The 26971-nt window shown below is 50.9% G+C and carries 23 protein-coding genes and 1 riboswitch; of the genes, 10 read left to right on the forward strand and 13 right to left on the reverse strand.

What is annotated here, in order from left to right; all coding sequences use genetic code 11:
* Window positions 1–81 precede the first annotated feature (81 nt).
* From ubiA to hemL, 8 genes are all read right to left on the reverse strand, one after another.
* Complete coding sequence (ubiA, locus tag MJ768_RS05795) at window positions 82–960, reverse strand: 4-hydroxybenzoate octaprenyltransferase (RefSeq protein ID WP_239288831.1); 879 nt, start codon at window positions 958–960, stop codon at window positions 82–84.
* Entirely contained in the window at window positions 957–1517 is a 561-nt protein-coding gene (locus MJ768_RS05800) for a chorismate--pyruvate lyase family protein (RefSeq protein WP_239288833.1), read from the reverse strand. The genes ubiA and MJ768_RS05800 overlap by 4 nt, the downstream gene beginning before the upstream one ends.
* On the reverse strand, window positions 1510–3603 hold the full coding sequence (gene recG / locus MJ768_RS05805; RefSeq protein WP_239288835.1) for an ATP-dependent DNA helicase RecG: 2094 nt from the start codon (window positions 3601–3603) through the stop codon (window positions 1510–1512). Before recG ends, MJ768_RS05800 begins: the two co-directional genes overlap by 8 nt.
* Complete coding sequence (locus MJ768_RS05810; protein WP_239288836.1) at window positions 3578–3964, reverse strand: RidA family protein; 387 nt, start codon at window positions 3962–3964, stop codon at window positions 3578–3580. Before MJ768_RS05810 ends, recG begins: the two co-directional genes overlap by 26 nt.
* 112 nt (window positions 3965–4076) lie before the next feature.
* Window positions 4077–4334, reverse strand: a complete 258-nt coding sequence (locus MJ768_RS05815) for a DUF2024 family protein (protein WP_239288837.1) — start codon at window positions 4332–4334, stop codon at window positions 4077–4079.
* A gap of 343 nt (window positions 4335–4677) precedes the next feature.
* Entirely contained in the window at window positions 4678–5682 is a 1005-nt protein-coding gene (hemB, locus tag MJ768_RS05820) for a porphobilinogen synthase (RefSeq protein WP_239288838.1), read from the reverse strand.
* Between the two features lie 183 nt (window positions 5683–5865).
* Window positions 5866–6462: a ribosome biogenesis GTP-binding protein YihA/YsxC gene (yihA, locus tag MJ768_RS05825; RefSeq protein WP_239288840.1), complete on the reverse strand. Its 597-nt coding sequence runs from the start codon at window positions 6460–6462 to the stop codon at window positions 5866–5868.
* A gap of 1 nt (window position 6463) precedes the next feature.
* Window positions 6464–7744 carry a glutamate-1-semialdehyde 2,1-aminomutase gene (hemL, locus tag MJ768_RS05830; RefSeq protein ID WP_239288842.1) on the reverse strand — a complete coding sequence of 427 codons (1281 nt, stop codon included), beginning with the start codon at window positions 7742–7744 and terminating at the stop codon, window positions 6464–6466.
* Window positions 7745–7927: 183 nt separating this feature from the next.
* Window positions 7928–8154, forward strand: a riboswitch (cobalamin riboswitch).
* A 326-nt stretch (window positions 8155–8480) separates the two neighbouring features.
* On the opposite strand from hemL, the gene MJ768_RS05835 reads away from it, so the two are divergent.
* The 5 genes from MJ768_RS05835 to MJ768_RS05855 all read left to right on the forward strand — a co-directional run bounded on the left by MJ768_RS05835 (window position 8481) and on the right by MJ768_RS05855 (window position 15971).
* Window positions 8481–10553, forward strand: a complete 2073-nt coding sequence (locus tag MJ768_RS05835) for a TonB-dependent receptor (RefSeq protein WP_239288844.1) — start codon at window positions 8481–8483, stop codon at window positions 10551–10553.
* Window positions 10554–11059: 506 nt separating this feature from the next.
* Window positions 11060–11986 (forward strand): formylglycine-generating enzyme family protein, encoded by a 927-nt coding sequence (locus tag MJ768_RS05840; protein WP_239288846.1) that lies wholly within the window; start codon window positions 11060–11062, stop codon window positions 11984–11986.
* A gap of 218 nt (window positions 11987–12204) precedes the next feature.
* Window positions 12205–13389 carry a formylglycine-generating enzyme family protein gene (locus MJ768_RS05845; RefSeq protein ID WP_239288848.1) on the forward strand — a complete coding sequence of 395 codons (1185 nt, stop codon included), beginning with the start codon at window positions 12205–12207 and terminating at the stop codon, window positions 13387–13389.
* A 205-nt stretch (window positions 13390–13594) separates the two neighbouring features.
* On the forward strand, window positions 13595–14674 hold the full coding sequence (locus MJ768_RS05850) for a formylglycine-generating enzyme family protein (RefSeq protein WP_239288850.1): 1080 nt from the start codon (window positions 13595–13597) through the stop codon (window positions 14672–14674).
* Window positions 14675–14822: 148 nt separating this feature from the next.
* A complete protein-coding gene (locus MJ768_RS05855; protein ID WP_239288852.1) occupies window positions 14823–15971 on the forward strand; it encodes a formylglycine-generating enzyme family protein in 1149 nt (382 codons plus the stop codon).
* 259 nt (window positions 15972–16230) lie between these two features.
* Here MJ768_RS05855 and MJ768_RS05860 read toward each other — a convergent pair whose 3' ends face one another.
* Entirely contained in the window at window positions 16231–16413 is a 183-nt protein-coding gene (locus MJ768_RS05860) for a rubredoxin (RefSeq protein WP_239234493.1), read from the reverse strand.
* 61 nt (window positions 16414–16474) lie between these two features.
* Here MJ768_RS05860 and thiD point away from each other — a divergent pair, with 61 nt between their 5' ends.
* Genes thiD through MJ768_RS05880 form a run of 4 tightly spaced genes read left to right on the forward strand, consistent with a single transcriptional unit; the run spans window position 16475 to window position 19509 of the window.
* Window positions 16475–17311, forward strand: coding sequence for a bifunctional hydroxymethylpyrimidine kinase/phosphomethylpyrimidine kinase (thiD, locus tag MJ768_RS05865; protein ID WP_239288913.1), 837 nt, complete (start codon window positions 16475–16477; stop codon window positions 17309–17311).
* Window positions 17289–17948, forward strand: coding sequence for a thiamine phosphate synthase (gene thiE / locus MJ768_RS05870; protein ID WP_239288854.1), 660 nt, complete (start codon window positions 17289–17291; stop codon window positions 17946–17948). The genes thiD and thiE overlap by 23 nt, the downstream gene beginning before the upstream one ends.
* A gap of 14 nt (window positions 17949–17962) precedes the next feature.
* A complete protein-coding gene (locus MJ768_RS05875) occupies window positions 17963–18946 on the forward strand; it encodes a L,D-transpeptidase family protein (protein WP_239288855.1) in 984 nt (327 codons plus the stop codon).
* Window positions 18943–19509 carry a DUF882 domain-containing protein gene (locus MJ768_RS05880; RefSeq protein WP_239288856.1) on the forward strand — a complete coding sequence of 189 codons (567 nt, stop codon included), beginning with the start codon at window positions 18943–18945 and terminating at the stop codon, window positions 19507–19509. Before MJ768_RS05875 ends, MJ768_RS05880 begins: the two co-directional genes overlap by 4 nt.
* A gap of 200 nt (window positions 19510–19709) precedes the next feature.
* On the opposite strand, the gene MJ768_RS05885 is transcribed toward MJ768_RS05880, so the two are convergent.
* The 4 genes from MJ768_RS05885 to hemC form a co-directional block, all read right to left on the reverse strand.
* Window positions 19710–20885: a heme biosynthesis HemY N-terminal domain-containing protein gene (locus MJ768_RS05885; protein WP_239288857.1), complete on the reverse strand. Its 1176-nt coding sequence runs from the start codon at window positions 20883–20885 to the stop codon at window positions 19710–19712.
* Window positions 20882–21976 carry a uroporphyrinogen-III C-methyltransferase gene (locus MJ768_RS05890; RefSeq protein ID WP_239288860.1) on the reverse strand — a complete coding sequence of 365 codons (1095 nt, stop codon included), beginning with the start codon at window positions 21974–21976 and terminating at the stop codon, window positions 20882–20884. Before MJ768_RS05890 ends, MJ768_RS05885 begins: the two co-directional genes overlap by 4 nt.
* The gene (locus MJ768_RS05895; protein WP_239288862.1) at window positions 21973–22881 is read right to left on the reverse strand and encodes a uroporphyrinogen-III synthase; all 909 of its coding nucleotides are present in this window, start codon (window positions 22879–22881) and stop codon (window positions 21973–21975) included. The genes MJ768_RS05890 and MJ768_RS05895 overlap by 4 nt, the downstream gene beginning before the upstream one ends.
* Before the next feature lie 165 nt (window positions 22882–23046).
* A complete protein-coding gene (gene hemC, locus MJ768_RS05900) occupies window positions 23047–23991 on the reverse strand; it encodes a hydroxymethylbilane synthase (protein ID WP_239288872.1) in 945 nt (314 codons plus the stop codon).
* A 115-nt stretch (window positions 23992–24106) separates the two neighbouring features.
* On the opposite strand from hemC, the gene ppc reads away from it, so the two are divergent.
* Complete coding sequence (ppc, locus tag MJ768_RS05905) at window positions 24107–26878, forward strand: phosphoenolpyruvate carboxylase (RefSeq protein WP_239288874.1); 2772 nt, start codon at window positions 24107–24109, stop codon at window positions 26876–26878.
* Window positions 26879–26971 lie beyond the last annotated feature (93 nt).

The following is a 26971-nucleotide window of genomic DNA, read 5'->3' on the forward strand; positions in this document are numbered from 1 at the left end:
AAATTCGAGTGCTATCAATGGGCTTTGCCATTGAATTTGCAGAATAGAGCTTCCAGCCAGCCATCATGAGTTCAAGTTCAACTACGAAGCTCTCGTCAAGCGCAGCAAATAATCCAGCGCAATTCCCACAAACACCGCAGCACCAAACCAGTTGTTGTGCAGGAAAGCCTTGAAGCAAGCTTCGCGCTGACGTTTGCGAATCAAAGTGTAGTGGTAGATGGCGATGCCTGCCGCACACAGTAAGCCGATGTAGTAGACCATGCCTAGCCCGAGCGAACTGCCAACTGCGGTGAGTATGGCCAGAGTAACGCCATAACAGACCATCACCGCCGCTATGTCGTATTTTCCGAAGAACAGCGCGGAAGAGTGGATGCCTATGTGTATGTCGTCGTCCCGATCCACCATCGCGTATTCTGTGTCGTAAGCAATCGCCCAAAATACATTAGCGATTAACAACCACCATGCTATGGCGGGAACGCTGCCGAGTTGTGCTGCGAATGTCATCGGGATACCAAAGCCGAATGCGATACCGAGGTAAGCTTGTGGAATGGCAAAGAAACGTTTGGTATAGGGGTAGCTGGCGGCAAAGAACAGAGCGGGAATAGACAATAGCAGTGTCAATCCATTGAGCGGCAAAATCAGCAGAAAGGCGAGGAGCGACAGCCCAGCCGCCAGCCACAGCGCCTCTTTCGGTGCGAGTTTTCCACTGGTGAGAGGGCGATCTTGGGTACGCTTTACCTGCTTGTCGAAATCACGGTCGGCATGGTCATTGATAGCGCAGCCTGCAGAGCGCATCAAGACTGTGCCGAGCACAAAAATAGCGACGATGTTCCATGCCGGCTGGCCGTTGCCCGCGATCCACACCCCCCACAATGTAGGCCACAGCAGCAGCAGGATGCCAATGGGGCGGTTGAGCCTCGTTAGCTGGATATACAGATTTATTCGCTCGTTGAATTTCATTTTTTCAGCGTAAGAATATCCGGCAAAAAAATTTCCGTCACCAACAACGGCGCATTGCGCAAGATGAATAGCGAACGCCGTGCCCATAGTTTTTGGGGTGGCATGTCGAGAGCAACGGCAGCGCGTCGATAGAGCGGATGATTAGGCTTAAGCGCGTGAAAATGCAGCACTGAGCGTTGCACCAGCGGGTGGGCAAACAATAGTGCGCCTAATGGACGATTGCCCAAATTTCGCAGCGCGTGCCATGCACCGCACAAATGCCGCGCCGCAACCACGCTGTGCGCGTACACCACGGGTTTGTCATCGGCATACAAAAACACCTCACGCGTATAAATTTTTTGCTGGGCTGGCACGCCAAGCAGCGCCGTTTCATCATACGCGGCTGTTGCCAGACGGTTATGTACGTTACACACCCTGAAGTTATCGCAACGTTGCTGAATGCGCAATGTAAGGGATCCATCGGTATGCAGCCAAGGCGCATAGCCCGCGTCGATATCAGGCAGGAAGGTGCGCCAGGATTCTATTCCCAAAACACGCGCCGAATAAGTATCAGACATGCAGATAATCTTGTCTATTCGCCATCCATCGCTGCAAGTGTGCACGTGCTTCCTGCTGAAAATCACACAGCATTTCGTCAGCAATAGCTTGCGCGCAATTGAGCAAAGCAGCATCTTCGGTGACATCGGCAAAACGCAGCATGGGGACGCCGCTTTGGCGTGCGCCCAACAGCTCACCCGGGCCGCGCAGGCTCAAATCCTGCTGAGCGATTTCAAAACCATCCGTGTTTTCGTAAATTATTTTCAGGCGCGCGCGCGCTAATTCGGAAAGCGGTTGTTGAAATAGCAAAATGCACAAACTCTGTGCAGCACCGCGCCCGACGCGTCCACGCAACTGGTGCAGCTGAGCCAGTCCCATACGTTCGGCATGTTCAATCACCATCATGGCGGCATTGGGTACATCCACGCCGACTTCGACCACCGTGGTTGCCACCAAGAGATGAGTTTCACCCGTTTTGAATGCGGCCATCGCGCGTATTTTCTCGGCGGTATTCAGTTTGCCATGCACCAGACCTACTCGCAGATCAGGCAGTGCTTGTGCCAGCCTCTGGTGTGTTTCCAGCGCGGCCTGTAATTCCAGCGTATCCGATTCATCAATCAGCGGGCATACCCAATAAGCCTGCTGCCCTGCGAGGCAGGCTTGGCGAACGCGCGCAAGCACCTCTTCGCGCCTGTTATCGCTCACAAGTTTAGTGATAACAGGCGTGCGCCCTGGTGGCAATTCGTCGATGACTGATACGTCGAGATCGGCGTAATAACTCATCGCTAAAGTACGCGGGATGGGTGTCGCACTCATCATCAACTGGTGCGGCTCGTCGCCCTTGCCGCGCAGCGCTAAACGTTGCTGCACGCCGAATTTATGCTGCTCGTCCACGATAACCAATCCCAGCTTGGGGAATGTAACTTGATCCTGAAACAATGCGTGCGTGCCGATGGCCAACTGCGTTTCGCCTTGCGCGATACGTTCGATAGCGGCTTGCTTATCTTTTTTCTTCAGGCTGCCAGAAAGCCATACGGGATTGATGCCAAGCGGCTCCAGCCAATCACGCAATTTGTGATAGTGCTGTTCGGCAAGTATTTCGGTGGGCGACATCAAAGCCACCTGATAGCCATTTTCTATCGCCTGCAAGGCGGCCAGTAGCGCAACAATGGTTTTACCACTGCCCACATCGCCTTGCAGCAGACGCTGCATCGGATGCGCTTTTTCAAGATCGCGACTGATTTCGCGCAAGGTTTTTTGTTGGGCGGCGGTGAGACTAAAGGTTAAAGTCTGCAACAGTCGCTGCGTATAATGGCCGAGTGCGCGCAGGCGCGGCGCATTGCGACTTTGCCGCTTGCGGTAATGTATTCGCATGGAAAGTTGCTGCGCCAACAATTCATCAAACTTGATGCGCAACCAAGCGTGATGGGTGCGTTTAAGCAGCGTATCCTCATCAATGTCGGGCGGAGGATTGTGCAACAACCTTACGCTGTCGGCAAAGCTGGAAAGCTTCAAGCGTGCGAGCAAAGCTGCTGGTAGTGTGTCAGGCAGTTCAAGCTCGTTCAAGGCAGCCTGAATGTGCTTGCTCAGCGTAGCTTGCGGCAGGCCTGCGGTAGTGGGGTACACAGGTGTCAGCGCTTGTTTTAGCGGTGTGCTTTCACCCGCGACGCGACACTTTGGGTGCACCATCTCCATGCCGAAATAACCCATGCGCACTTCACCCAAGGCACGGATTTTTTTCCCTACTTCGAGTTGCTTCTGCTGGCTTGGGTAGAAATTCAAAAATCTTAGATGCAGCACGCCGCTACTGTCCTGCAACTGACATATGAGGCTGCGACGTGGGCGAAACGTTACCTCATTGTGGATGATCTCGCCTTCCACTTGCGCGCTCACACCATGCACAAGCGCGACGATTTGCGTTACCCGAGTTTCGTCCTCGTAACGTAGCGGCAAATGCAGCACCAGATCGAAGCGGTTGCGAATACCAAGTTTTGCGAGCTTGGTTAATGTGGCTACAGGAATGCTGGCGGGAAGCACGTTTGAAATACTGCAAAACAGGGATAGCACAGGAGGTGTATGCCTAGTCCTGCAAGCATAATATGCCATCCATCTCCACCAGCGCGCCTCGCGGCAATGCCGCCACACCTACCACCGCGCGTGCCGGGTAGGGTTGATGGAAATAGGACGTCATGATTTCGTTCACTTTGGTGAAGCTGTTTATGTCAGTGAGATAAACATTGAGCTTCACAACATCGTTCAAGCTGCTGTCGGCAGCACCGGCCACCGCGCGCAGGTTCTGGAATACGCGATGAATTTGCGCCTCTATGCCTTCTTCCATTTGCATGCTGTTGGGATCCAGCCCGATCTGGCCGGAAAGATACACGGTTTTGTTTACGCAGACAGCTTGCGAATAAATGCCAATAGCGGCTGGTGCGTCAAGGGTTTGAATCACTTTTTTATTAGACATTACTGGCTCCTGTATGTTGCCAGACACAATTTACGGGTCTGGGCTACCAAAATTTGAACTCATTTGTTGTGACCGGTTTGCCAAACCTTCTTTTTGGAGCACTAGAATTCTATTACTTACAACCTTCCATCTTGTAGATGAAGTACCCATCCTTGTTAATCGCTTCAATAACGTTGTTGGATGCGCTTTGAATGTGGCAAAAATTGCATTCTTTGCTCGTGATAAGTGCTTCGCCTTCACCGATTGAAGTCAGCCACTCTTTAGCGGATTTGATCGCTTTCTGATCGTCCTTCACCGCAGTGAATACATCAAAGTGCATAGTGTGGCCATCTTTAGCTTTTACATAAGTGTCATAGACGTGAATGTCCATATTCGCTCCTTAACTAATTTAGAAATTGGCCGGATTATTAATGTAACTGGCAGAATGTTCATGGACTCATCTCGTAAATAATTGGCCGAGGGTCTATAACCTTAGTGTTTAGCTCATGCTCATAGGCAGCCCAACGAGCTTGATCTTCTGGGGTAGTTTTGCAGGCCGAAACGAACAGGCTGCTGCAAACGAGTAAAAAAATTGTCGCAATTTTCATGGGTTATTGCCTCTTTGTTTAGCTGTGGAGTCGGCCACCAAATAGTGCAATTCGTCATTTCCGCGAAGGCCGGAATTCAGATGTTCTAATCAATCGACAGAAATCTACGGGAATTAATCGGCGCAGTTACTCCTGCTTCAACCACCGCGCCGCATCTAAGGCAAAGTAAGTCAGGATGCCGTCCGCGCCAGCACGCTTGAATGACAGCAAGGATTCCAGTACGCAAGCCTGTTCGTTCAGCCAGCCGTTTTGCGAGGCCGCTTTAAGCATGGCGTATTCGCCACTTACCTGATACACGAAAGTTGGTGCCTTAAATTCATCTTTGATACGTCGAACAATGTCCAGATAAGGCATGCCCGGTTTGACCATTACCATGTCGGCACCTTCCTGCAAATCCAGACCGACTTCCCACAGCGCTTCGTCGGAATTGGCTGGATCCATTTGATAAGTGTACTTGTCGCCAGTACCCAGATTGGCACTGGAGCCAACCGCATCGCGGAATGGGCCATAGAAGCTGGAAGCATATTTGGCTGAATAGGCCATGATGCGGGTGTGATTGCATCCTTTGCGGTCAAGGGCAACCCGTACGGCAGCAATACGCCCGTCCATCATGTCGGAAGGGGCTACCACGTCAGCTCCGGCCTGTGCGTGGACTTGTGCCTGCTGTGCCAGGACGGTGACGGTCTCGTCGTTCATGACATAGCCGTGGGCATCGATTAGTCCATCTTGTCCGTGACTGGTATAGGGGTCAAGGGCAATATCAGTCATCAGGCCAAGCTCGGGGAAGTGTTTTTTGAGCGCGGCTACTACGCGCGGTACGAGTCCGTCCGGATTGAGCGCCTCGCGCGCATCTTCCGACTTGAGCAAAGTATCTATCACAGGGAACAGGGCAAGCATGGGGATGCCCAGTTTGACGCACTCTTCAGCTTGTACTAGCAGTTTGTCCAGGGTCTGGCGTTTTACCCCAGGCATGGATGCCACAGCCTCCTCGCGATTAGAACCTTCCAGTACGAATACCGGGTAAATGAAATCTGCTGCGGTCAGCACGTTTTCACGCATCAAGGCGCGGGAAAACTTATCGTGGCGCATGCGTCGCATCCGTTTATGTGGATATTGCCCGAGTGTGTGCATAACTTAAATCCTAAAATTTTTACTTAATATTGGAACTCTTTCATCATTATTTAGTCTGATGTTATAGATGGTGAGAAGTCATCTCCCGCTTCTCCTCCCTGAGCGGGCTGTCTTGGCTCAATAAAGTCGAGGCATTTTCGCCCCCTGGCTTTTCCTTATTAGCCGGGGGCATTTTTTTGTCTGCTACTTGGCAGAAAACCAGCCAGCAATCACCGCCTCGGCCTCATCCATACCTATCTTTTTCAGACTAGAAAATAACTGCACCGAACAAAATGGAAAATGCTCCGCGAGGTGCAATTTAACACGATTCAGCGTCATATTCGCCTGCTGGCGACTTAGTTTATCTGACTTGGTGAGTAGCACGTGCACTGGCTTGCCAGTGGGTGCAAACCAATCCAGCATTTGCTCATCCAGCTGGGTGAGCGGATGTCGCGCATCCATTATGATGACCAGCCCGCATAATGCCTCCCGTGTCTGTATATACCCGCTCAGCAGCTCTTCCCAGTGTGCCCTTATTTCCACTGGCACTTTGGCATATCCATAGCCCGGCAAGTCCACCAGAAAGCAATGTTCGCCCAAATCAAAATAGTTTAGATGCTGGGTCCGCCCCGGTGTTTTACTGGTATAAGCCAAGCGAACATGGTTGGCCAGCGTATTGATGGCACTTGATTTGCCCGCGTTAGAACGTCCGGCGAAAGCAACTTCTCTTCCACCATGAACCGGCAAATCGCGCAAATGATTAACCGTGGTAAAAAATGTAGCGCGCGAAAATAGTCCCATGCTACCAAGCTGCGAAAATTTTGCTGGCAGTCGCGATGGTCTGCGCAATGTCTGCGTATGTATGTGCTGACGACACGAAACCTGCCTCGAATGCGGATGGCGCCATGTATATACCTTCGTCCAGCATGGCATGGAAAAAACGATTGAACGCCTCCTTGTCGCAGGTCATCACTTCGGCATAAGAGGTCGGCGGGGTGGCACGGAAATACAAACCGAACATGCCGCCGATGGATTGGGCGGAAAAATCGACGCCATGCTGCTTGGCAGCCTGTTCCAAGCCCTCGGTTAGTTGACGCGTCAGCACGCTTAAGTGCTCGTAGAAATCCGGCTGCTGCACTAATTCAAGCGTAGCCAACCCCGCCGCCACTGCCACCGGATTGCCGGACAGGGTGCCAGCTTGATACACCGCACCGAGCGGCGCCAAGCATTGCATTATGTCACGTCTCCCCCCGAAGGCTGCGGCGGGCAGGCCGCCGCCCATAACCTTGCCCAGCGTGACCAGATCCGGCTTGATGCCGTAATGGCCTTGTGCGCCTTGCAGGCTGACGCGGAAGCCGGTCATCACCTCGTCCAGAATAAGCACTGCACCATGTTTAGTACACAGCGCACGCAACGCATCCAGAAATTCGCGCTTGGGGATAATCAAGTTCATGTTGCCTGCAACTGGCTCAACAATAACTGCAGCAATCTCGTTGCCTATTGCGGAAAAGGTACGCTCCAGCCCAGCCACATCGTTATAGTCGAGCACCGTAGTCAGCGCCGCGATTTCCGCTGGTACGCCAGAGGAACTCGGCTGGCCGAAAGTCAGTGCGCCGGAACCTGCTTTGACCAGCAGACCATCAGAATGGCCGTGATAACAGCCTTCAAATTTAATAATCCGGCTACGCCCGGTAAAGCCGCGTGCCAAACGGATTGCAGTCATGGTGGCTTCGGTACCGGAACTCACCAGTCGCACCATTTCTATGCTGGGAAGAAGCTTGCACAACAGTTCGGCCATTTCCAGTTCGGCCGCAGTGGGCGCACCGAAACCCAAACCTTGCGCGGCAGCATCCTGCACTGCCGTGACCACGGCAGGATGGCAGTGGCCAACAATCATCGGCCCCCACGAACCAACATAATCGATGTAACGCTTGTCGTCGGCATCCCACACGTATGCGCCCTGGCCGCGTTTAAAAAACAGCGGTGTGCCGCCCACCGACTTAAATGCACGTACTGGCGAGTTGACCCCACCTGGAATGACGTGCTGCGATTGTTCAAACAAATATTCGTTGCGTGAGCTCATGGTACAGAGTCCTAATTTGAATCTTGCATAAATAATAATTTTACCATTGTTCTTAGGATGTGCTTTATAAGATGAAGTTTCACCGTTTATTTCAGCTCTCTATATTTGATAGTGTTTCTTGCAAAACACATGCGTCAAGAAAGCATGTTCTGGCTCAAAACCATTCAAGCTTTCGCGTCTGATATACTTCGCGCCGCTTAAGGTGCCAGACACAGGAATGCGTCTGGTTAAACGGGAAACAGGTGAGGGAATTTATTCCTCAGGCCTGTGCTGCCCCCGCAACGGTAAGCAGGTGTGGACGTGTTGATAACTTGGATGTTTCATGAATTCGCGTGATGATCGCGCAGTATTTGTTTGATAAGTAAATTTAGTAAGGAAGGCGGGGCGCTGGCCTGGTTTATCGAGGCGGTGGCTTCTCCCTAGCTGATTAAATTTGCATAGTAGACAGAAACTAGCAAGCGACCAATGCAAGACGCGTAAATTATGGAAAACCTGAGTTAAGCCACTGTGAGCAATCATGGGAAGGCGATGCGTCTAGTCCTGCGAGCCCGGATACCGGCCTTGAGCACAGGAGCCTCACCAGAGGTTCTTTAGGTCGGGAAATGCTGCGGGTGGCGCATGGACGGCGGGATGGCAAGCCGCGTCGGTTAGCCAGCACTTCCTTCCTTTTGCTTGTGCATTTCCTGTGTTTGAACATTTCAACGGGGAACCTTGGAATTCGCTCAGGAAAATCTTAATGAAACATCAAAAACTTGTCGCCGCCATTTTGTGCGCGGTTACTTCATCAGCTTACGCAATAACGGACGATCCTACGCTCGAAACTATCATTGTCACCGGGTCGCGATTCGAAGAAACGTACGCTGACAAGCCACTTAATGTATCCATCATTACGCGCGAAGCTATCAATAAAAGCAGCGCACGCACGATACCGGAATTGCTTTCGCAGCAAGCTGGTATTTCTGCGCGAGATCTATTTGGCAACAATGCCGCATTAGCCACAGTTGATTTGCGCGGTTTTGGCGCAGCTGCCGGACAAAATACGCTAATTCTGCTGGATGGGCGGCGCATTACTAACGCTGATCTTTCAGGGGTTCAGTGGTCGGCCATCCCATTCGCTTCGATTGAGCGCATTGAGATTATGCGTGGCAGTGGTGCTGTCTTGTACGGTGACGGCGCGACTAACGGCGTAATCAATATCATCACCAAATCGCCTACGCACGCAGGCACGACGGGGCAAGTCAGTGTGAAGGCGGGTAGTTATGGTATGGCTGAGGTGCAGGCAAATGCTAATTATTTTTCTGGTAAAGCTGGAATTGACTTTACAGCTAATCAATTAGTTTCTGATGGATACCGTGCGAACAACCGCAACGAGCAAACCAATGTGCAGGCAAATACACGGTGGATGTTGGACGCAGGTGAGCTTGCATTGAAAATTGGGATCGATCGACAGGACATTCGCCTACCCGGCGCGCGGCTGGTACAGCCGAGCGCCGGCATTGACCTGGTGGCGACTGATCCGCGTGGCGCTGCTACCCCGCTGGACTATGCCAGCCGCGATGGCAATCAAGTTGCGCTTGAATGGCAGCAGCGATTTTCTGGTACGGATGTTAATGTGGGCGTAGCACGCCGCACCAAGAATCAAAAATCCTATTTTGATTTTAACGGTTTCCCAAATTACCGCGATAGCGATTTGAACGTGACTTCGCTTACACCTCGCATCAAGGTTCCGCATTCATTAGGTGGGGATAGCACCTTGGTAGCGGGTATTGATGTGTATCGCTGGAATTATGACTTGCATACGTCAAACGCTGCGGCGCATATTGGACAGCCAATTAACCAAATATCCATGGACCAGCAAAATAGCGCTTGGTATTTACAAAATACGACGCATTTATCAAAAGCAACATCCCTCTTGGCCGGGGTGCGTAATGAACGGATCACTATAGACGCGAATGATATTTTCAACGCGGCCGCTCCTGGTGCGGCATTTGGCTCTGCTGCTACACCGGGTTCTTTTAAGGCATCAAAAAATGCTTATGAACTTGGTCTGCGCCATCAACTTGATCGTGGAGTGGCATTACATGGGAAAGTTGGGCGTAGCTTCCGTTTTGCAAATATAGATGAAATTTACGAATCATCGCCAACCTTTACCAATCAATTTCAGTTTTTGCGCCCTCAGACCTCTGACAATATGGAGCTCAGTGTGGATCAGCGCATTCATAAAGGGAACTGGCGAGCGGCCTTGTTCAATAACAAAACGCGTGATGAAATCCATCTTGATCCATTCACCACGGGTATTGGCAATACCAATTTGCCGCCGACACGACGCAGGGGTTTTGAATTGGATGGAAAATGGCAGGCATTACCCCAGCTTGCATTAAATGCAGCCTATACCTATATCGATGCAAAATTTTTAAGCGGTGTTTTGGCCGGTGGGGCATTCACGCAAACTAACGTGAATATTGCAGACAAGAGGGTTCCATTGGTCCCTAGGCAAAAGTTGAATCTAGGCGCAGCATGGGCAATAAGCGAACAAACATTATTGAATTCATCGGTCACCTACGTTGATTCACCGTTCATGGACAACGATGAGGCGAATACTTTAGGAAAAAAGATTCCTGCATATACGGTTGCTGATATTAAGCTTGTACATAAAACCGGTCCTTGGCAGTTAAGCACGTCAGTGAACAATTTATTTGACCGGAAATATTTTAATTATGCGGTAAGCAGCCAATTTACTCCGGGAAAATATAACGCTTATCCATTACCAGGACGAACGATATTTGTCGGTGTGAGCTACCAGAACTGAGTCACGCATTTTCAGAATGACCAGAGACGGCAGCAATTTCATTTTTGTTTAGCAGACAGAGAACATCGCTGCGGGCTCCTCGACTATTAGCTATTTAGCAATAAATGTGGCGAGTAAGTTCGTTATCTGTCGGACTTCAGGTTTGGCTGTGCATAAGGTATTGATTATTATATATCAATGCATTTGCCTAAATAATAGGCGCATCAATGTAATCAATTGGGTACGAGCAAAGACCGGCAACTGCCTAGGGCCGAATTATGCTGGATTAATCATGTGTTATATGTTCGGACAGTTTATTTACTCGCCATACTTTCTGTTGACTGAAAGGGCTACTTTAGGCTATTCTGGAAAGTGAGTAGGGCTGCTTAAATCAACCGAAAATTTCATATGGCATGGCTGGAGCGTTGCCCTAAAAGAGAGAAAATTTCCCTGTGTTGTGGCTCTTGGCCCAGTGCCTGCGGGACTGTCAGTCCGTGCGATTGCCTATATTAAGCCACGGAGATATCATGAAAAATGATCAAAAAATTGAAGAGTTGAACCAGTCTGTGGGTATAGAGTGCTGGTCGGCGGAACAAATACAACAAGCACAAATATTGGCGGCGAAGGAAGCTGGATTTGAAGCAATAGCATTCCGCGATAGATCGGATACTCCTGAAATGGTGGTGCTACCGGCGGGAAGTTATGGCATGGGCGAAGTATTTGAGAAGCATAAGGTTACCTTTGCGCGTCCCTTTGCAGTAGGGAAATATCTGGTTACGGTGGAAGAGTGGAAGCGTTTCGTCGAGAGGTTGCGGCCTGAAGATGAGGTATTGCCTGGTATTGGAGCGGGGTATTTGGCGGGTACAGGTACAGTTCGCGGGCATAACAAGGTTTTACTCAAAACCCCTACGAAGGCAACTGAATTGCATCACGAAGTTTTGAGTTATGTTAAAGAGACTAACAGTGATTTGCCGGTGACCAATGTCAATTGGTTTGATGCGCAGGATTATGTGCGTTGGCTATCGACTCAGACAGGCCATACCTACCGCTTACTGACTGAGGCGGAATGGGAATACGCATGTCGTGCAGGGTCAGTGACTGAATATTACTGGGGTGATGAGGTAGGTCATAACAATTGCAATTGTCAAGACAGCGAGAGCGAATGGAGCTGTAAAAGTGCCTCGCCCGTGGGGAGCTTTAAACCTAACGCTTTTGGCCTGTATGACATGCTGGGAAACGCATGGGAATGGGTGGAGGACCCATGGCATGAAAATTACGAAGGGGCTCCGAACGACGGGACGGCTTGGATGTCCGAAGGCAACCGGCAGTGGCGTGTGTTACGTGGCGGTTGCTGGGATAGCGATCCGCGGGACGCGCGTTCTCCCCTTCGTTTATGGATTGAGCCTTCAATCCGGAACTACGGTATTGGCTTTCGTGTTGCCAGGACGCTGTAAAGAAATGGCTTAGGTATTGAATCTTATTTTCACTTCTACTCCACTTTTTGACATTGGATTGCACCATGATCAACGCAAAATCTGGAAACCTTCCGAAGGAACTTAATCTGGGCGGGAATGCCCTACTCGGGTTTGTCGTGCCCAGCATATTACCTTACTCTGTTAAAGTGATATGGTGATCGCTATCAAAATCAGAAATTTGCAAGGGAGATGATTAGGTGATTGAACAGGAAGAGCAAAAACATCAGGAAGCCAAACACAGCCAGGTAGCCACTTTGCTGCTGGAGACGGACATGGATTGCCACATCATGGTTGATGGCGAGGATCAGGGTATATTGGAAAGAGATCGCCCCCGCAGCTTCGTATTGCCATTGGGGTACCCTCTTATTCATGCCGCTACGCAAGATGGTCTGGTGGGAAAGGAATGGGTGCAGCCGTTATATCGGGAAGAAGAGGTCGTGCATTGCATTCATCTGGCGGAAGAACACGCCCAAGCACGAGCAATACTAGAAGAGGAAATGCGGGAGCCGCTGGGCATAGAATGTTTGTCGGCTGAGCAGATACGGCAGGAACAACTGGAGGCGGCGAAAAAAGCGGGGCTTGCCCCAGAGTTCCGTGATGGGCCGGATTACCCGGAAATGGTGGTGATACCGGCGGGCAGCTATCGAATGGGCGACGTATCTGATAAACATAAGGTCACCATTACTCGTTCTTTTGCCGTAGGCAAATATCCAGTTACGGTAGAGGAATGGAAAAGATTCGTTGATGCGAAGAGTGTCATTATCGAGGAACCGATGAGCGTTTATTTTGGTGCACCAGGTGATGGCAGCGAAGTGAAGCCCTACGTTGAGCCGGAAATCCCTCCCCATCGTCCCTCTGATAATGGATGGATAGGTGACACCCTGCCAGTCACTAACGTCAGTTGGTTTGACGCTCAGGATTATGCGCGTTGGCTTACTGCCCAGACTGGTCAGACTTACCGCTTGCTGACTGAATCGGAGTGGGAATACGTTTGCCGTGCTGGTTCTGTGACTGAGTATTACTGGGGCGATGAAATAGGCGAAAATAACTGTAACTGCCAAGATAGCGGGAGCAAATGGAGTTGTAAACGTGCTTCGCGAGTAGAAAGTTTCGCGCCTAACGTTTTCGGTGTGCATGACATGTCGGGAAATGTGTGGGAATGGGTGGAGGACCATTGGCATAATAATTACGAGGGGGCTCCAGCAGACGAGACAACTTGGACGTATGGAGGTAACCAGCAGGGACGCGTGGTACGTGGGGGTTCTTGGGATTGCAGCCCGAAACTTGCGCGCTCCGCCAGCCGCGCTCGAGCCGTAACGTCAAGCCGATACGACGATTTTGGGTTCCGTATTGCCAGCACGCTGGATGAACCGGCCGATTAACTGATTCCCTCCTGTTTTTGACCCTTTCGATATTTAATCTCACTTGAGTGACGAACAATACTGGAGCAATCTCAATTTAATCTTGGTGCGATAACTGCTCTTTCGCTTTTGTATCGTCTCAGAAGATTGCACTCCTAGCAAAGGCTGACTCGGTTGTCGTCATCAAAGTTAGCGGTATGTGGCAAGAGGTAATTGGGTGGCTAATATGGAAGAACAAAAACCGCAAAAAACTGAGCGCTGTCGTGAAGCTATATTGCTACTCAAGACCGACATGAACTGCCGTCTCATGGTGAATAGCGATAACCATGGTGCACTGCAGAAAAATACTCCACTCAGCATCGTGCTGCCCCTAGGCAGCCATCTTATCAACGTCATCACGCAAGATGGTCTGCTGGAAAAAGAATGGACTCAGGATTTATATCACGAAGAGCAGGTTGTCTGCTTGATTCAACTGGCGGAAGAGTATGCCCAGCTACAAGCAAAACGTGAAGAAGAAGTGGGCAAGCCGCTGGGCATAGAATGTTGGTCGGTGGATCAGATACAACAGGAGCAAATGGCGGCGGCAACAGAAGTTGGACTTGCCAAAGTATTCCGTGATGGGCCGGATGCTCCCGAAATGGTGGTGATACCGGCAGGTAGCTATCGCAGGGGGGAAGCATTTAATAAATACAAGGTTACCATTACTCGCCCTTTTGCAATAGGTAAATATCCGGTTACGGTAGCGGAATGGAAGTGTTATGTCGAAAAGGGCGAGATATCCTATTTGCCCTCGGATAATGATTGGGAGGGCGATAACTTGCCGGTTACCAATGTTAGTTGGTTTGACGCGCAGAACTACGCGCGCTGGTTATCAACCCAAACGGGCAAGACCTATCGCTTGTTGTCTGAAGCGGAATGGGAATATGCCTGCCGTGCCGGGTCGGTGACGGAATATTACTGGGGTAATGAGATAGGGCATAACAATTGTAACTGTCAAGACAGCGGGAGCGAATGGAGTCGTAAACGTGCCTCGCCTGTGGGTAGCTTTTCGCCCAATACTTTTGGGCTGCATGACATGCTGGGAAACATATGGGAATGGTTGGAGGACATATGGCATGATAATTACGAAGGGGCTCCGGCCGATGGGAAGCCTTGGTCGTCTGGAGGTAACCAGCTTGGTCGCGTGATGCGCGGCGGTTCTTGGAGTAGCTTTCCGAGGTACGCGCGCTGTGCCCATCGTCATGGGAGTGTGCCGACAATAAGGAATTTTAATTTCGGCCTTCGTCTCGCCAGGACGCTGCCGTAAACGGCAGTTAATTCATTGAAGTGCATTTTCAAAAAATAAAAATTTGCGAACATCTGCGTAGCAGATTCTTGTAAATTTCTGAATTTTTAGAGGCGTTCCTGAACCTTTACCATTTCTTCTTCAATTCTTTTAACACTGGATGGCATTAATGATTAACGAACAACAAGAAGACCATCTCAAGAATCCGGATTTCGGCAACGAGTCTCCTGTTAAAACTGCTGCTGCGCCCCTGCAGGTTGCTTTGCTGCTTGAGTCCGACATGGACTGCTATCTCACGGTAAATGGCGACGATCAGGGTCAACTGGATAAAAACACACCCCGACGCTTTTTTCTGCCTGCGGGTAGCCACCTTATTAATGCCATCACCCAAGATGGCCTAGTGGAAAAGGAATGGGTGCAGGCTTCTGCTAATGAAGAGGTCGCCTGTCTCATCTATCTGGCGGAGGAACATGCACAGGCCCAGGCAAAGCTTAGGGAACAGAAGAAAGAGCTGAATGGACCGCTAGGCATAGAGTGCTGGTCGGTAGAACAAATTCAACTTGAACAAATGGCGGCTGCAAACGAAGTCGGGCTTGCCAAAGTTTTCCGCGATGCGCCGGACACTCCTGAGATGGTAGTGATACCGGCAGGCAGCTATCGTATGGGCGAAGTATCTGACAAACATAAAGTTACCATTGCTCGCCCTTTCGCAGTAGGAAAATACCCGGTCACAATGGCGGAATGGAAGCGTTTCGTCGTGTCCGGCGAAACTACCTATTCCCCTGCAGATAACGGTTGGGCAGGTGACAATCTGCCCGTGACTAATGTTAATTTTATTCACGCGCAAGCCTATGTGCGCTGGCTATCAACCCAAACGGGCAAGACCTATCGCTTGTTGTCTGAAGCGGAATGGGAATACGCGTGCCGTGCCGGGTCGGTAACGGAATATTACTGGGGTGATGAGCTTGGCAAAAACAACTGCAACTGCCAAGACAGCAAAAGCGAATGGAGTTGTAAGCGTGCCTCACCAGTCGGTAGTTTTGCGCCTAACGCATTTGGGTTGCATGACATGCTGGGAAATGTATGGGAATGGGTGGAGGATACATGGCATGATACCTACAGGGGGGCTCCGGCAGATGGCAAGGCGTGGTCGTCTGGCGGTGCAATAAGCACTCTTAGCAATCAGGAATGGCGAGTGCTGCGCGGCGGTTCCTGGATCATTGATCCGAGGGACGCGCGCTCCGCCGTTCGCTTCATGAGCGATCAGTCGAGTCGTAACTCTTACACAGGCATCCGTGTTGTCAGGACATTGGCATGAGGTTGCAGCTTACTTTGCAAATCAAGTACATGATTTGAGCTTGAGAGATAATAACGCCGCATTGCGCGGCGTTATATGTCGATAGATGGGTTATCGACTTATCCGGTTTGATTCCGGCGAAATACTCACTTCAGATTGTATTTATTGCAGTCTCGATAAGCGTCTCCCAAATGGTTTACGTTCTAATCTTACCCAATCCTACTATGTGTTTTTATACACTCAACTTGATGCAAATACAAGCTGCTTTTAAAGCTGAGTATTAAAATTCAATCATTTCAAAATCTTCCTTACGCGCCCCGCATTCCGGGCAAGTCCAGTTAATAGGCACGTCTTCCCAGCGCGTGCCAGGCAAGATGCCATCTTCCGGGGAGCCAGTGGCTTCGTCATATAGCCAGCCGCAAATGAGGCACATATAGGTTTTATATTCAGGGTTCGGGGTCATGGCGAGTAATTTCAGTTAAAATTGCATTTTTCTTTTGTATTTTACAATGACACCTACTGCCATGTCTGACATCCCGCCTATTGTCCTTACTTTTGGTGCCACTGATCCCAGCGGGGGGGCAGGTTTGCAGGCCGATATTCTGACTATTGCCAGCATGGGTTGTCATCCCCTGTCCGTTGTGACAGCAGTCACTGTACAGGACACTGGTGGGGTAGATGACATCTTGCCAATTGATGCTGAGTGGGTATCTGATCAGGCACGCGCAGTGCTGGAAGACATGCCCGTGGCGGCGTTCAAAATTGGTCTGCTGGGCAGCGTAGAGAATATTGCGGCGATTGCTGAAGTGATTTCAGACTATCCCGATATTCCGTTGGTATTTGACCCGGTGTTGGCATCTGGCCGCGGCGATGAACTAGCCGATGAGGACATGTTGGACGCATTACGTGAACTGTTATTGCCCCAGACCACTATCCTGACACCGAATAGCATAGAGGCACGCCGCCTCATTCAAGATGAAGATAATGACGAAGATAATCCCGACTTGGCCGAGTGTGCCAAGCGCATCGTGCAGCTTGGTTGTGAATATGTGCTGGTGACGGGCACACACGAGCATACGCCCAAGGTGATTAACACTCTTTACGGCGAGAACGGCGTAGTACGTAGCGATAGCTGGGCGCGCCTGTCAGGCATTTACCATGGCTCCGGCTGCACTTTGGCCTCGGCCATTGCCTCTTTGCTGGCAAACGGCCTGTCGATGAATGAAGCGGTGAAAGAGGCTCAGGAGTTTACTTGGCAGGCATTGCAATATGCCTTCCGTCCCGGCATGGGACAGCACATTCCAGATCGTTTATTTTGGGCCCGAGATGACGAAGAGGATGAATCCAGCGTACGCCATTAAAGGCGTTTACGCTATTACGCCAGACTGTGCAGATACCAAAGATTTGTTGCATCGTGCGCGACTGGCACTGGCAGGTGACGTACAGGTTCTGCAGTATCGCAATAAATCAGCAAATACTGCGCAGCGATTGGAACAGGCTCACGCCTTACGCAAACTGACGCGTGAATTTGCCATAACATTTATTGTAAATGACGATGTACAACTGGCGGCGCACGTGGATGCGGATGGTGTGCATTTAGGCGTAGCGGATAATAGCGTTGATACGGCGCGTGCCGCACTGGGAATACATAAAATCATTGGCGTTTCTTGCTATAACCGTCTGTCACTGGCTCAAGATGCAGTTCATGCAGGTGCGGATTACGTGGCATTCGGAGCATTTTTCCCCTCGACCATAAAGCCTAATGCTGAAGTGGCAGATATTGAATTATTGCAGCAGGCGCGTGTCGAACTTGCCGTGCCACTGGTAGCAATCGGTGGCATCACCCTGCACAATGCCGCATCGTTAGTGCATGCAGGTGCAGATGCGCTGGCGGTGATTTCGGCTTTATTTGACGCGAAGGACATAATGGCGACAGCAAAAAAATTGTCCAAGTTGTTTAATTCAAATCGATTGCTTACTGGAAGACTCACTCGCTAGTGGGAATATCCTTGATGCACAAAAAAATCGTATTTGTGTTCTTGGGGATTCTTTTGTTTGTCTTGGCACGGTGCGCTTACTGCAAGAATGAAGACCCAGCTCCGGCACCTGCTCCCACAGCCTCGGTTTCAGCTCCCATTGAGGGGACACAGGATACGATGGAGTTTCCTGCTGCGTTGGTGGGCGAGCAGTTTGAATATGCTGTGCAACGAGGCGATTCCCTGACCAGCATCAGCGCCCGTTTTGGTATAGAGCTGTCCGTTCTTGCACGGATGAATGGAATAAAAAAAGGCGCAATGTTACAACAGGATCAGCTGTTGCAGATTGATAACCGTCATATCATTCCGGAACGGTTGACGGATGGCATACTGATCAACCTGCCGCAGCGGATGCTGTATTATTTTCAAGCAGGCAAGCTGATGGTTTACTATCCAGTGGGCCTGGGACGCCCGAACTGGCCAACACCAATGGGCAGCTTCAGTGTCATTAATATCCAGGAAAACAAGACGTGGTATTTGCCCAAGTCAATCCAGGAAGAAATGCGGCGAGAAGGGAAGATTGTACTGACCCAGGTGCCGCCAGGGCCGGAGAATCCATTGGGCAAGCACTGGATTGGCCTTAGCCTTCCGGGAATCGGTATTCACGGCACCATCGCACCGGCGAGTATCTATCATTTCCTGAGTCATGGCTGCATCCGTTTGCATCCGGATGACATTGCCGCACTTTTTCAGCAGGTACGCAAAAATCTGACCGGCAAGCTCATTTATGTCCCTGTATTGCTGGTGCGTCTTAAGGATGGCCGCGTTTTTCTTGAAGTGAATCGGGACGTTTATAAAAAGAATATTGATCCGATAACCATTGTAGAGAACTCAGCTAAGACCCAAGGAATTGGTGACATGGTAGACTGGGACAAAGTGAAAGAAGTCATTCAACTAAAGGAAGGGCTGGCTCGTGAAGTGGGATTGCCAGTCCCCATTCCAAATGGAGATATCCAATGAAACTCACAATAAAAGACAATAGCCGTCGTCAATTTTTAAAATTAGGGATGCTGGTCGCCGCAGCTGGACTGTCTCCCTTCCCGGCGCATGCCGCACTGCGTGATATTGCTGCCAGAGAACGATCATTAGCCTTTTATAACACGCATACAGGGGAAAGCATAAAAACCGTCTATTGGGCAGAGGGTGACTATATCCCCCAAGCCTTGGCTGATATCAATCATGTGCTGCGTGATCACCGAAATAATGAAATAAAAAACATGTCCCCTGTGCTGCTTGATTTGCTGTATGGCATCAACAGCATGATCGAGGCTCGCCAACCTTTCCATATTATTTCCGGATATCGCTCGCCCGCCACCAATGCCAAGCTCGCAGCGAGCAGCGGCGGTGTGGCCAAGCACAGTATGCATTTGGACGGTAAGGCGACTGATATTCGTGTCCCCGGGCATGATCTTATCCAAGTGCGCCGTGCGGCATTTATGCTGCACGGCGGCGGCGTGGGCTATTATCCGGGCTCTGATTTTGTCCATGTAGATGTTGGCAGGGTGCGGCAATGGCAGGGTTAACCATTTATGAGCGGTTTATGAAATGTTCGGGCTAGAATATGAAGGCAATAAAAATTGGAAACATGCAGACATTCATCAAAGACATCCAGAGGTGCTCTTGACTCGGCAGATTTAATTCTTAGATTCGATTCACAACGTTAGAAGCTTTCTGATAATAGGGGTGCAAGCATGCACCGCTTTATCCTGGCCACGCTTGCATATTAGCCCTGCGCCAACGCCATGGCTTTTTGAAAATACTTAAATGCCTCGTTCGGTTGCTGCAATTTCTCAGACAAATGGCCAAGAGCGGTATACGCAGCGCTGCTGGGTGCAATGCTGTTGCTTGCATCCAGATAGTTTTGAGCTTTGCTCCACAACCCTTGGTGTAAGCACAACTTCCCCAGCACCAGTAGCAATCCAGCATCGTCAGGATGCTGCTTGAGCCAACGCTCTGCCTGTTCAATATGACTCCCTGCTTCTCCCGTCAGGCATTCCCCATATAGCATTACCAAGTCGCTATCCCATTCCACGTTTAGCCTGTCAGTTATAATCTGCTTTGCGTTACGACAATCTCCCTGATGGATGAAGGCACGCGCAGCCGCCGCTACAACTTTGGGGCGCTTTCTGAATTCGCCAGGGGTGCTTTTCCAAATGGCCAGCAACGCTTGAGCGTCCAGCGTGTGCGCGCGGATTTTTTCCAGCCAGGCCTGCTGGCGTATCTGCGCAGCAGCGGCGTCATCCATTGCACTGCGCTTTTTCAACTGATCTACAATATCCAGCACCGCATCCCAATTTCGCGCCTGTTGCTGTGCCCTAAGCTCAAGATGAAGCGCGCCGATATGTCCTTTTACTCCGCTCTCGCGCAATTCTTTCAGCGATTGAAGCGCGGCCTGGGGTTGGTGTTGATCGAGATTAAATTTGGCTTGCGCCATCAAGCGCATGGTGGATACACCTGCCGACTTATTATCGGCTGTAGCCAGGTAAGCATCGCGCCTGTCGAATTCACGCAGCTCATGCGCTGCACGTGCTGCAATGACAGGGTTGAGGCCGGAACTTTCGCCTAACTCCATCGCGCGTACCGCAGCCTTTTCCGCCACCGCATAGCGCCCTTCGAAGAACGCGTCAAGCGCTTCCATCATGGCTGAGCGTCCTTTGCTGTGAGCACGTTCAATGCGGAACTGGCGCACATAAGCGGGGAGGCGGATGGCGGACAGTGCCAAGCGCACGGCGAAATATCCCAGCACGAACAGGGCTAACAGCATCAGCAAAAACAGGGTGAGCGATATCTCAATACGATAGGGCGGATACACTAGCAACAAGTAGCCGGGATTGTGTGCTGCCAACTTCAGCGCCACGGCCAGCGAGAATAATCCCAGCAGCCACACCAGGAATTTCATCGTGACCCCTTGCCGAGCGAAGAACGATAGTTACGCGCTGCTTCCAGGCTCGCACTGACATCCGGCAATTCAATGTTTATGTTGGACTTCCGCAGCTTCTGCAAAGTGGTTACAGCTAGCGCACCACTGGTGGATTTGACATCAAAATAACGTACTATCCATTCCTGTACCAATTGCAGATCATGTTTAAAGCTCTTTTCGTCGCGCGACAACAAGCCAAGACGTGCTGACAACAGGCGCAACTTCAAATTTTCACGTAAAAAGAAAGTTTGCGTAGGCGGTAGTAGCGGCAACTCACGCTTTTGCATATTTTCGATGCGCACCAAGCGCTTCATGTCTTCCCAGACTTCGCGCATTAAATGCCGCCATGCGCCCTCATCACGCACTGGCGCGGTTATGGCGACATTTTTTTCCTGCGGCACATGAGCAATGTCCTGTATTAGGGGCAAGGTGTCCACTTCAGCGATGAGATTATCGAGGCGGAACTTGATATCCTGTACATCTACATCTGGCAATGTACGCAACTTGTCAATGTCGCGATTGATAGCCTTCCGCAATCCATTTAAGGCGGCACGATCCATGCGCTTAAGGCGATCATCGGCCTGTTGCATGGCGATTAACGCTGCCTTCACATTGGCAGAAAGTTGCAATTGCTGTCCAGCGATCAGCAGCAACTGCTCCACTTCAGCCAGCACCGTCTCATCGCGGCTGCCGGACAGATCTTGATACAGCGACTCCAGCGCAGCCCGCTGATTTTGTGCTTCGGCAGAATGTGCTTCCAGCACGCTCACTTTGACAGACAGTTCACGCATGGACTCCTGCACTTGCATCATCAATACTTGGCTGGCCTTGTTGTTGCCGTCCATTTCGGCCAAGCGGCGCGCCAAATCCTGTTGCATATTATTAATCTGGAGGTGAGTGTCAAACCACTGCCATAGGAACACTACCAGCACTACAGCCAACACCATCTGCATAACACTCATGCGCGAAATGATATTTTCCACACGATTATGCGCCGAAACGGCAGGCGCTATCACAGCCTCCGGCACAGCAGAATTGATCGGTTCGGGGGGCGGCGCTTGCTTGGTCATAGCTTATTTCCAATTCTGTTTGAAGCATTTTTCTTTGCCCATGCTATCAAACCTGATATCAAACCGTCATCCCCTTCATCAGTCAGCACAACCTCGCTCCAACCCAGTTTATGCGCGGTTTCGGCAATGCGTGCATGCGGTACGAATAATGGCACAGCGGCAAGTCTTTTTTTCGCCACGTTATCCAGCATGTCCCACAAATAACCCAAGGCCTCGCTACTGGTCACTGTAATGGCATCTGGATTGGCAGCAAGCAACAGGGTGGCATCTTGATGCGGCCTGGCACGTTGGTAGCATGTGACGTACTCGACCTTGACGCCACGCGCTTTAAGGGTATCGCCCAATAACTCACGTCCGCCATTGCCGCGAAAAATAACCACGCGCCAGCCTGCGATCTGTTTCAATTCCGGCAGCGCCAGCAAGGCTTCGCTATCGAAACGATCCTGCGGCGCGATGACATTTTTTACACCGTAATCACGCAGTGCGCGAACACTGCCTTGCCCTACCGTTGCAATTTTTAAGGACGCGGGCAACGCATTATATTGTTCGGTTGAAACACTAACGTTACCCTCTCCCGCTTTACTGCCCGCATCTGTTTCATTTGCTAGCGGAACAAAGTTAACAGAGCTGAGCTGACTGGGGGAGAGAGATTTGCTTGCGGTAATAATAGCTTCCATGCCATAACGCACGGCATTGGGACTAATAAAAATAGCAAGATTGAATTCGTGCAGACGGGCGATAAGCGCGCGCAAAGACTCCGAGTCAAGCACCGGGCTGACTTCCAACAGGGGAAAAAGGATTGCTCGCCCACCAGCCTGTACTATGCGTTGTGCCAAATTCGTCGCCTGCTCGCGCGGGCGGGTCACCACGATGTTCAATCCGGCTAGTGGCTGCTGTTGCATCATGTCAAAATAAATTTTGTTATATTACTGAGTGACAGCGGTACAGAGTTAAAAACCCAGGGGAAAAAAACAAAGTCATCCCTCTTGTTGGAAAAAATATATACCTGCCAAAAATAAATTTTACTCTTTGTATCTGTGTGCCTCTGTAGTGACTTGTTATATCGAATTTCATAGAGCCGCAAGAATCTCATCCGCGCCCTGAGCGCGTAATGCTTGCGCCACGGCATTACCCAATGCTTCAGGGTCGGCAGTTGTACCACATAGTTCGGCATGCGCCATGCGACTACCATCTGGGCTGCCGACAAAGCCTCGCAAGCGCAGTTCATTGCCCACTATTTCTGCAAAACCGCCTAGCGGTACCTGGCAGCTGCCCGCCAGCGCACGGCTCAAGGCGCGTTCCGCCCGCACGCAAATAGCAGTGTCCGCATGGTGCAGTGGACGCAACAGCACTTCCAGGTCAGGGCGGGAAATAAGACATTCAATGCCAAGCGCACCCTGCCCCACTGCCGGCAGGCTGTTCTCAGGAGAAATTAAATCGCGGATACGATCGCCTAAGCCCAAACGCTTCAAACCCGCAGCGGCGAGAATGACGGCGGCGTATTTGCCTTCGTCAAGCTTGCGCAAACGGGTCTGCACATTACCTCGCAATGACTCAATTTTCAGATGGGGAAAACGTGCACGCAACTGACTTTCACGGCGTAAGCTCGAAGTGCCTACCACACTGCCAGGCGGTAGTGATTCGAGATTGGCATGGAGGTTAGAAACAAAGGCATCGCGCGCATCTTCACGTTTGTCAATGCAGGCCAACATAAATCCATGTGGCAAATGCATTGGCATATCCTTCAGCGAGTGCACCGCAATATCAGCGCGTCCATCTTCCAACGCAGTCTCAAGTTCTTTCACGAATAAACCCTTGCCACCGATTTTAGACAGCGTTACATCAAGAATTTGATCGCCTTGCGTGGTCATGCCCAATATGCTGATTTCGGTTTGTTGGTATAATGCACGTAGCCGAGCACGGATAAATTCTGCCTGCCACATTGCCAACGCGCTTTCACGCGATACGATGACCAGTTTTGCGGGGGCGGCTTGCGCCTGAGATACCTGATTCATTGGTTTTCCTGAATCTTTAGTTGTAAATCCGATTGCGCCGCATTCTAACATGAGCCTATTGCGCGCGCGTTATACCGTATGCTGTAGAAGACACCTGTTTTAGAAGATAAATACCATGAACTTGCTCGCCACGCCTGCCGATATATCCTTTAAAGACATGCCATTACGAGAAGACATTCGCCTGCTCGGACGTATCCTTGGTGACACATTACGCGAACAGGAAGGCGAAAAAACCTTCGATTTGGTAGAGAACGTGCGGCGCTGTGCAGTACATTTCCGCAAGACTCAGGACGAGCGCGATCGCGATCAACTGGAACAAATCTTGGATGCATTGTCACCACGCGACACCTTGTCCGTAGTTCGTGCCTTTAGTTATTTCTCGCAATTATCCAACATTGCTGAAGACCTGCACCATAACCGTCGTCGCCGCGCGCATCTCAATGCCGGTTCACCGCCACAAGAGGGAAGCGTGCAACTTGCTCTCGATCGTATACAGGGAAAGCATATTTCTGCCGAAACCATGCAGGCTTTCCTCAACAAGGCGCTGATCTCGCCGGTGCTCACCGCACACCCTACCGAGGTGCAACGAAAGAGCATCCTCGACTGCCAACTTATCATCGCTAGTCTGCTATCAGACCGCGATCGGATCGACATGACGCCGGACGAGCTTGCCGACAATGAGGAAGCACTACGTCGATTCGTGCTGATACTGTGGCACACGCGCATGTTGCGCACATCAAAATTAACAGTGCCGGATGAAGTAAAAAATGGGCTAGCCTATTATCGCTATACCTTTTTCAGTGAAATCCCCAAGATTTATGCCAGTTTGGAAAAGCAGATAGAAGTACGTTTCGGCAAGCGCCTGCGCGTTCCGCCATTTCTGCGCATCGGCAGCTGGATCGGAGGCGACCGCGATGGTAACCCATTTGTCACGCACCAAGTCATGCTGGACGCCGCAATGCGGCATTCGGCTACAGCACTGGAATACTATCTGACGGAAACCCATCTGCTCGGTACGCGGCTCAGTCTGTCTACCCGGCTGGTAAAAGTCAGCCAGGAATTGGAGGAGTTTGCCGCACAGTCGCCGGACAAAGCGGTAAGCCGCGAAGATGAACCTTATCGCCGCGCGCTTATTGCAATCTACTCGCGACTGGTAGCTACGACAGAACAACTCGGACACCACGTCAAGCACCTGCGTGCCGTTGGCCGGGATGCAAAACCTTACGCTAATGCGCAAGAATATATAGCCGATCTTGATATCATTATTCACTCGCTGGAACAACATGGCGCGTTGTATCTGGCACGCGGGCGAGTGGCTTACCTGCGCCGCGCCGTCGAGGTATTTGGCTTCCATCTCGCACCGCTGGATATGCGCCAGCACAGTGGCGTGCATGAACAGGTAGTGAGTGAATTATTCGCCAAGGCGGGTAATACCGACTACCCCAAGCTGGATGAGGCAGGCCGTCGCAGTGCCCTAATCAAGGCATTGCAGGCAGGCAAGACATTGGTCAGCGATTTGGAACAGTTCTCTGATATTGTTCAAAGTGAGCTGCGTCTGATGCAAGTGGCCGCAAAAATTCACCACCGCTTCGGTCACGTCGCATTGCCTAACTACATCATTTCCAAGACTGATGCGGTAAGCGACCTGCTCGAAGTGGCTCTAATGCTGCAGCAGGTCGGCTTGCTGGGCAGCTGTCATGAACTGCACCTCAATATCATTCCGCTATTCGAGACTATCGCCGATTTGCGCATTTGCGGCGTGATCATGAACGAATTATTCTCTATTCCGTTCTACCGCGAATTGTTAAAGAGCCGCGGCGATACACAGGAAGTAATGCTGGGTTATTCCGACAGCAACAAAGATGGCGGTTACCTTACTGCCAATTGGGAACTATATAAGGCTGAACTCGAGCTGGTTAAGGTGTTTGAAAACCATGGCGTTGAATTGCGACTTTTCCATGGCCGTGGCGGCACAGTGGGGCGCGGTGGCGGCCCAAGCTACGAGGCCATCCTGGCGCAGCCGCCGGGCAGCGTAAACGCTCAAATTCGCATCACCGAACAGGGCGAAGTCATCGCCAGCAAATATTCCGACCCTGAGATCGGGCGGCGCAATCTGGAAATTCTCATCGCCGCCACTATGGAAGCCACACTACTGCATCAACATGGTGATCATAATGACAGCACCATGCCGGAATACCTCCGCATTGCGGAAGCGCTCAGCCTGGATGCCTTCGTCGCCTACCGCAAGCTGGTATATGAGACTCCCGGTTTTACCGATTATTTTTTCGCTGCCACACCGATCCGAGAAATTGCTGAACTCAACATCGGCAGTCGCCCCTCCTCGCGCAAGGCATCCAACAGCATCGAAGACTTGCGCGCTATTCCTTGGGTGTTCAGTTGGAGTTTGAACCGCGTACTGTTGCCTGGCTGGTACGGCTTTGGCAGCGCGATACAACAATTTATCGAACGCGAGGGCGAGGCCGGTCTGCAGCAACTACAAGCCATGTATCGAAACTGGGCATTTTTTCGCGGCCTGCTCTCCAACATGGACATGGTTCTGTCCAAAACCGACATGGGCATCGCCTCACGTTATGCCGAACTGGTGCCGGACGAAACCTTGCGTTACACCATCTTCAACATGATAGAAACGGAATGGCAACGGACTGTGGATATGCTGTTCGCCATCACCGGCGCGACCACTTTGCTGGAAGGCAACCCAACCTTGGCGCGCAGCCTTACCACGCGTACTCCCTATATCGACCCGCTTAACCACCTGCAAGTGGGGTTATTGCACCGCCACCGCTCGGGCGATACCCACTACCTAGTGAAACGTGCGATACACCTGACAATTAACGGAATTGCAGCGGGATTGCGGAATAGCGGATAGTTGGGGGCAATGTTATTGCCACCTATTTCTCATGTAGGTTTTGGAAGAATTTTTGATACATTAAGGCAGTTTGCTGATACCTGCATGCATTCT

The organism is Candidatus Nitrotoga sp. 1052 (assembly GCF_927312905.1).
Lineage (GTDB): Bacteria > Pseudomonadota > Gammaproteobacteria > Burkholderiales > Gallionellaceae > Nitrotoga.

Excerpts from the sequence above, each read along its gene's own strand:
- ubiA (WP_239288831.1), bottom strand. The coding sequence starts at position 960 with ATGAAATTCAACGAGCGAATAAATCTGTATATCCAGCTAACGAGGCTC.
- MJ768_RS05800 (WP_239288833.1), bottom strand. The coding sequence starts at position 1,517 with ATGTCTGATACTTATTCGGCGCGTGTTTTGGGAATAGAATCCTGGCGC.
- recG (WP_239288835.1), bottom strand. The coding sequence starts at position 3,603 with ATGGCATATTATGCTTGCAGGACTAGGCATACACCTCCTGTGCTATCC.
- MJ768_RS05810 (WP_239288836.1), bottom strand. The coding sequence starts at position 3,964 with ATGTCTAATAAAAAAGTGATTCAAACCCTTGACGCACCAGCCGCTATT.
- MJ768_RS05815 (WP_239288837.1), bottom strand. The coding sequence starts at position 4,334 with ATGGACATTCACGTCTATGACACTTATGTAAAAGCTAAAGATGGCCAC.
- hemB (WP_239288838.1), bottom strand. The coding sequence starts at position 5,682 with ATGCACACACTCGGGCAATATCCACATAAACGGATGCGACGCATGCGC.
- yihA (WP_239288840.1), bottom strand. The coding sequence starts at position 6,462 with ATGGGACTATTTTCGCGCGCTACATTTTTTACCACGGTTAATCATTTG.
- hemL (WP_239288842.1), bottom strand. The coding sequence starts at position 7,744 with ATGAGCTCACGCAACGAATATTTGTTTGAACAATCGCAGCACGTCATT.
- MJ768_RS05835 (WP_239288844.1), top strand. The coding sequence starts at position 8,481 with ATGAAACATCAAAAACTTGTCGCCGCCATTTTGTGCGCGGTTACTTCA.
- MJ768_RS05840 (WP_239288846.1), top strand. The coding sequence starts at position 11,060 with ATGAAAAATGATCAAAAAATTGAAGAGTTGAACCAGTCTGTGGGTATA.
- MJ768_RS05850 (WP_239288850.1), top strand. The coding sequence starts at position 13,595 with ATGGAAGAACAAAAACCGCAAAAAACTGAGCGCTGTCGTGAAGCTATA.
- MJ768_RS05855 (WP_239288852.1), top strand. The coding sequence starts at position 14,823 with ATGATTAACGAACAACAAGAAGACCATCTCAAGAATCCGGATTTCGGC.
- MJ768_RS05860 (WP_239234493.1), bottom strand. The coding sequence starts at position 16,413 with ATGACCCCGAACCCTGAATATAAAACCTATATGTGCCTCATTTGCGGC.
- thiD (WP_239288913.1), top strand. The coding sequence starts at position 16,475 with ATGTCTGACATCCCGCCTATTGTCCTTACTTTTGGTGCCACTGATCCC.
- thiE (WP_239288854.1), top strand. The coding sequence starts at position 17,289 with ATGAATCCAGCGTACGCCATTAAAGGCGTTTACGCTATTACGCCAGAC.
- MJ768_RS05875 (WP_239288855.1), top strand. The coding sequence starts at position 17,963 with ATGCACAAAAAAATCGTATTTGTGTTCTTGGGGATTCTTTTGTTTGTC.
- MJ768_RS05880 (WP_239288856.1), top strand. The coding sequence starts at position 18,943 with ATGAAACTCACAATAAAAGACAATAGCCGTCGTCAATTTTTAAAATTA.
- MJ768_RS05885 (WP_239288857.1), bottom strand. The coding sequence starts at position 20,885 with ATGAAATTCCTGGTGTGGCTGCTGGGATTATTCTCGCTGGCCGTGGCG.
- MJ768_RS05890 (WP_239288860.1), bottom strand. The coding sequence starts at position 21,976 with ATGACCAAGCAAGCGCCGCCCCCCGAACCGATCAATTCTGCTGTGCCG.
- MJ768_RS05895 (WP_239288862.1), bottom strand. The coding sequence starts at position 22,881 with ATGATGCAACAGCAGCCACTAGCCGGATTGAACATCGTGGTGACCCGC.
- hemC (WP_239288872.1), bottom strand. The coding sequence starts at position 23,991 with ATGAATCAGGTATCTCAGGCGCAAGCCGCCCCCGCAAAACTGGTCATC.
- ppc (WP_239288874.1), top strand. The coding sequence starts at position 24,107 with ATGAACTTGCTCGCCACGCCTGCCGATATATCCTTTAAAGACATGCCA.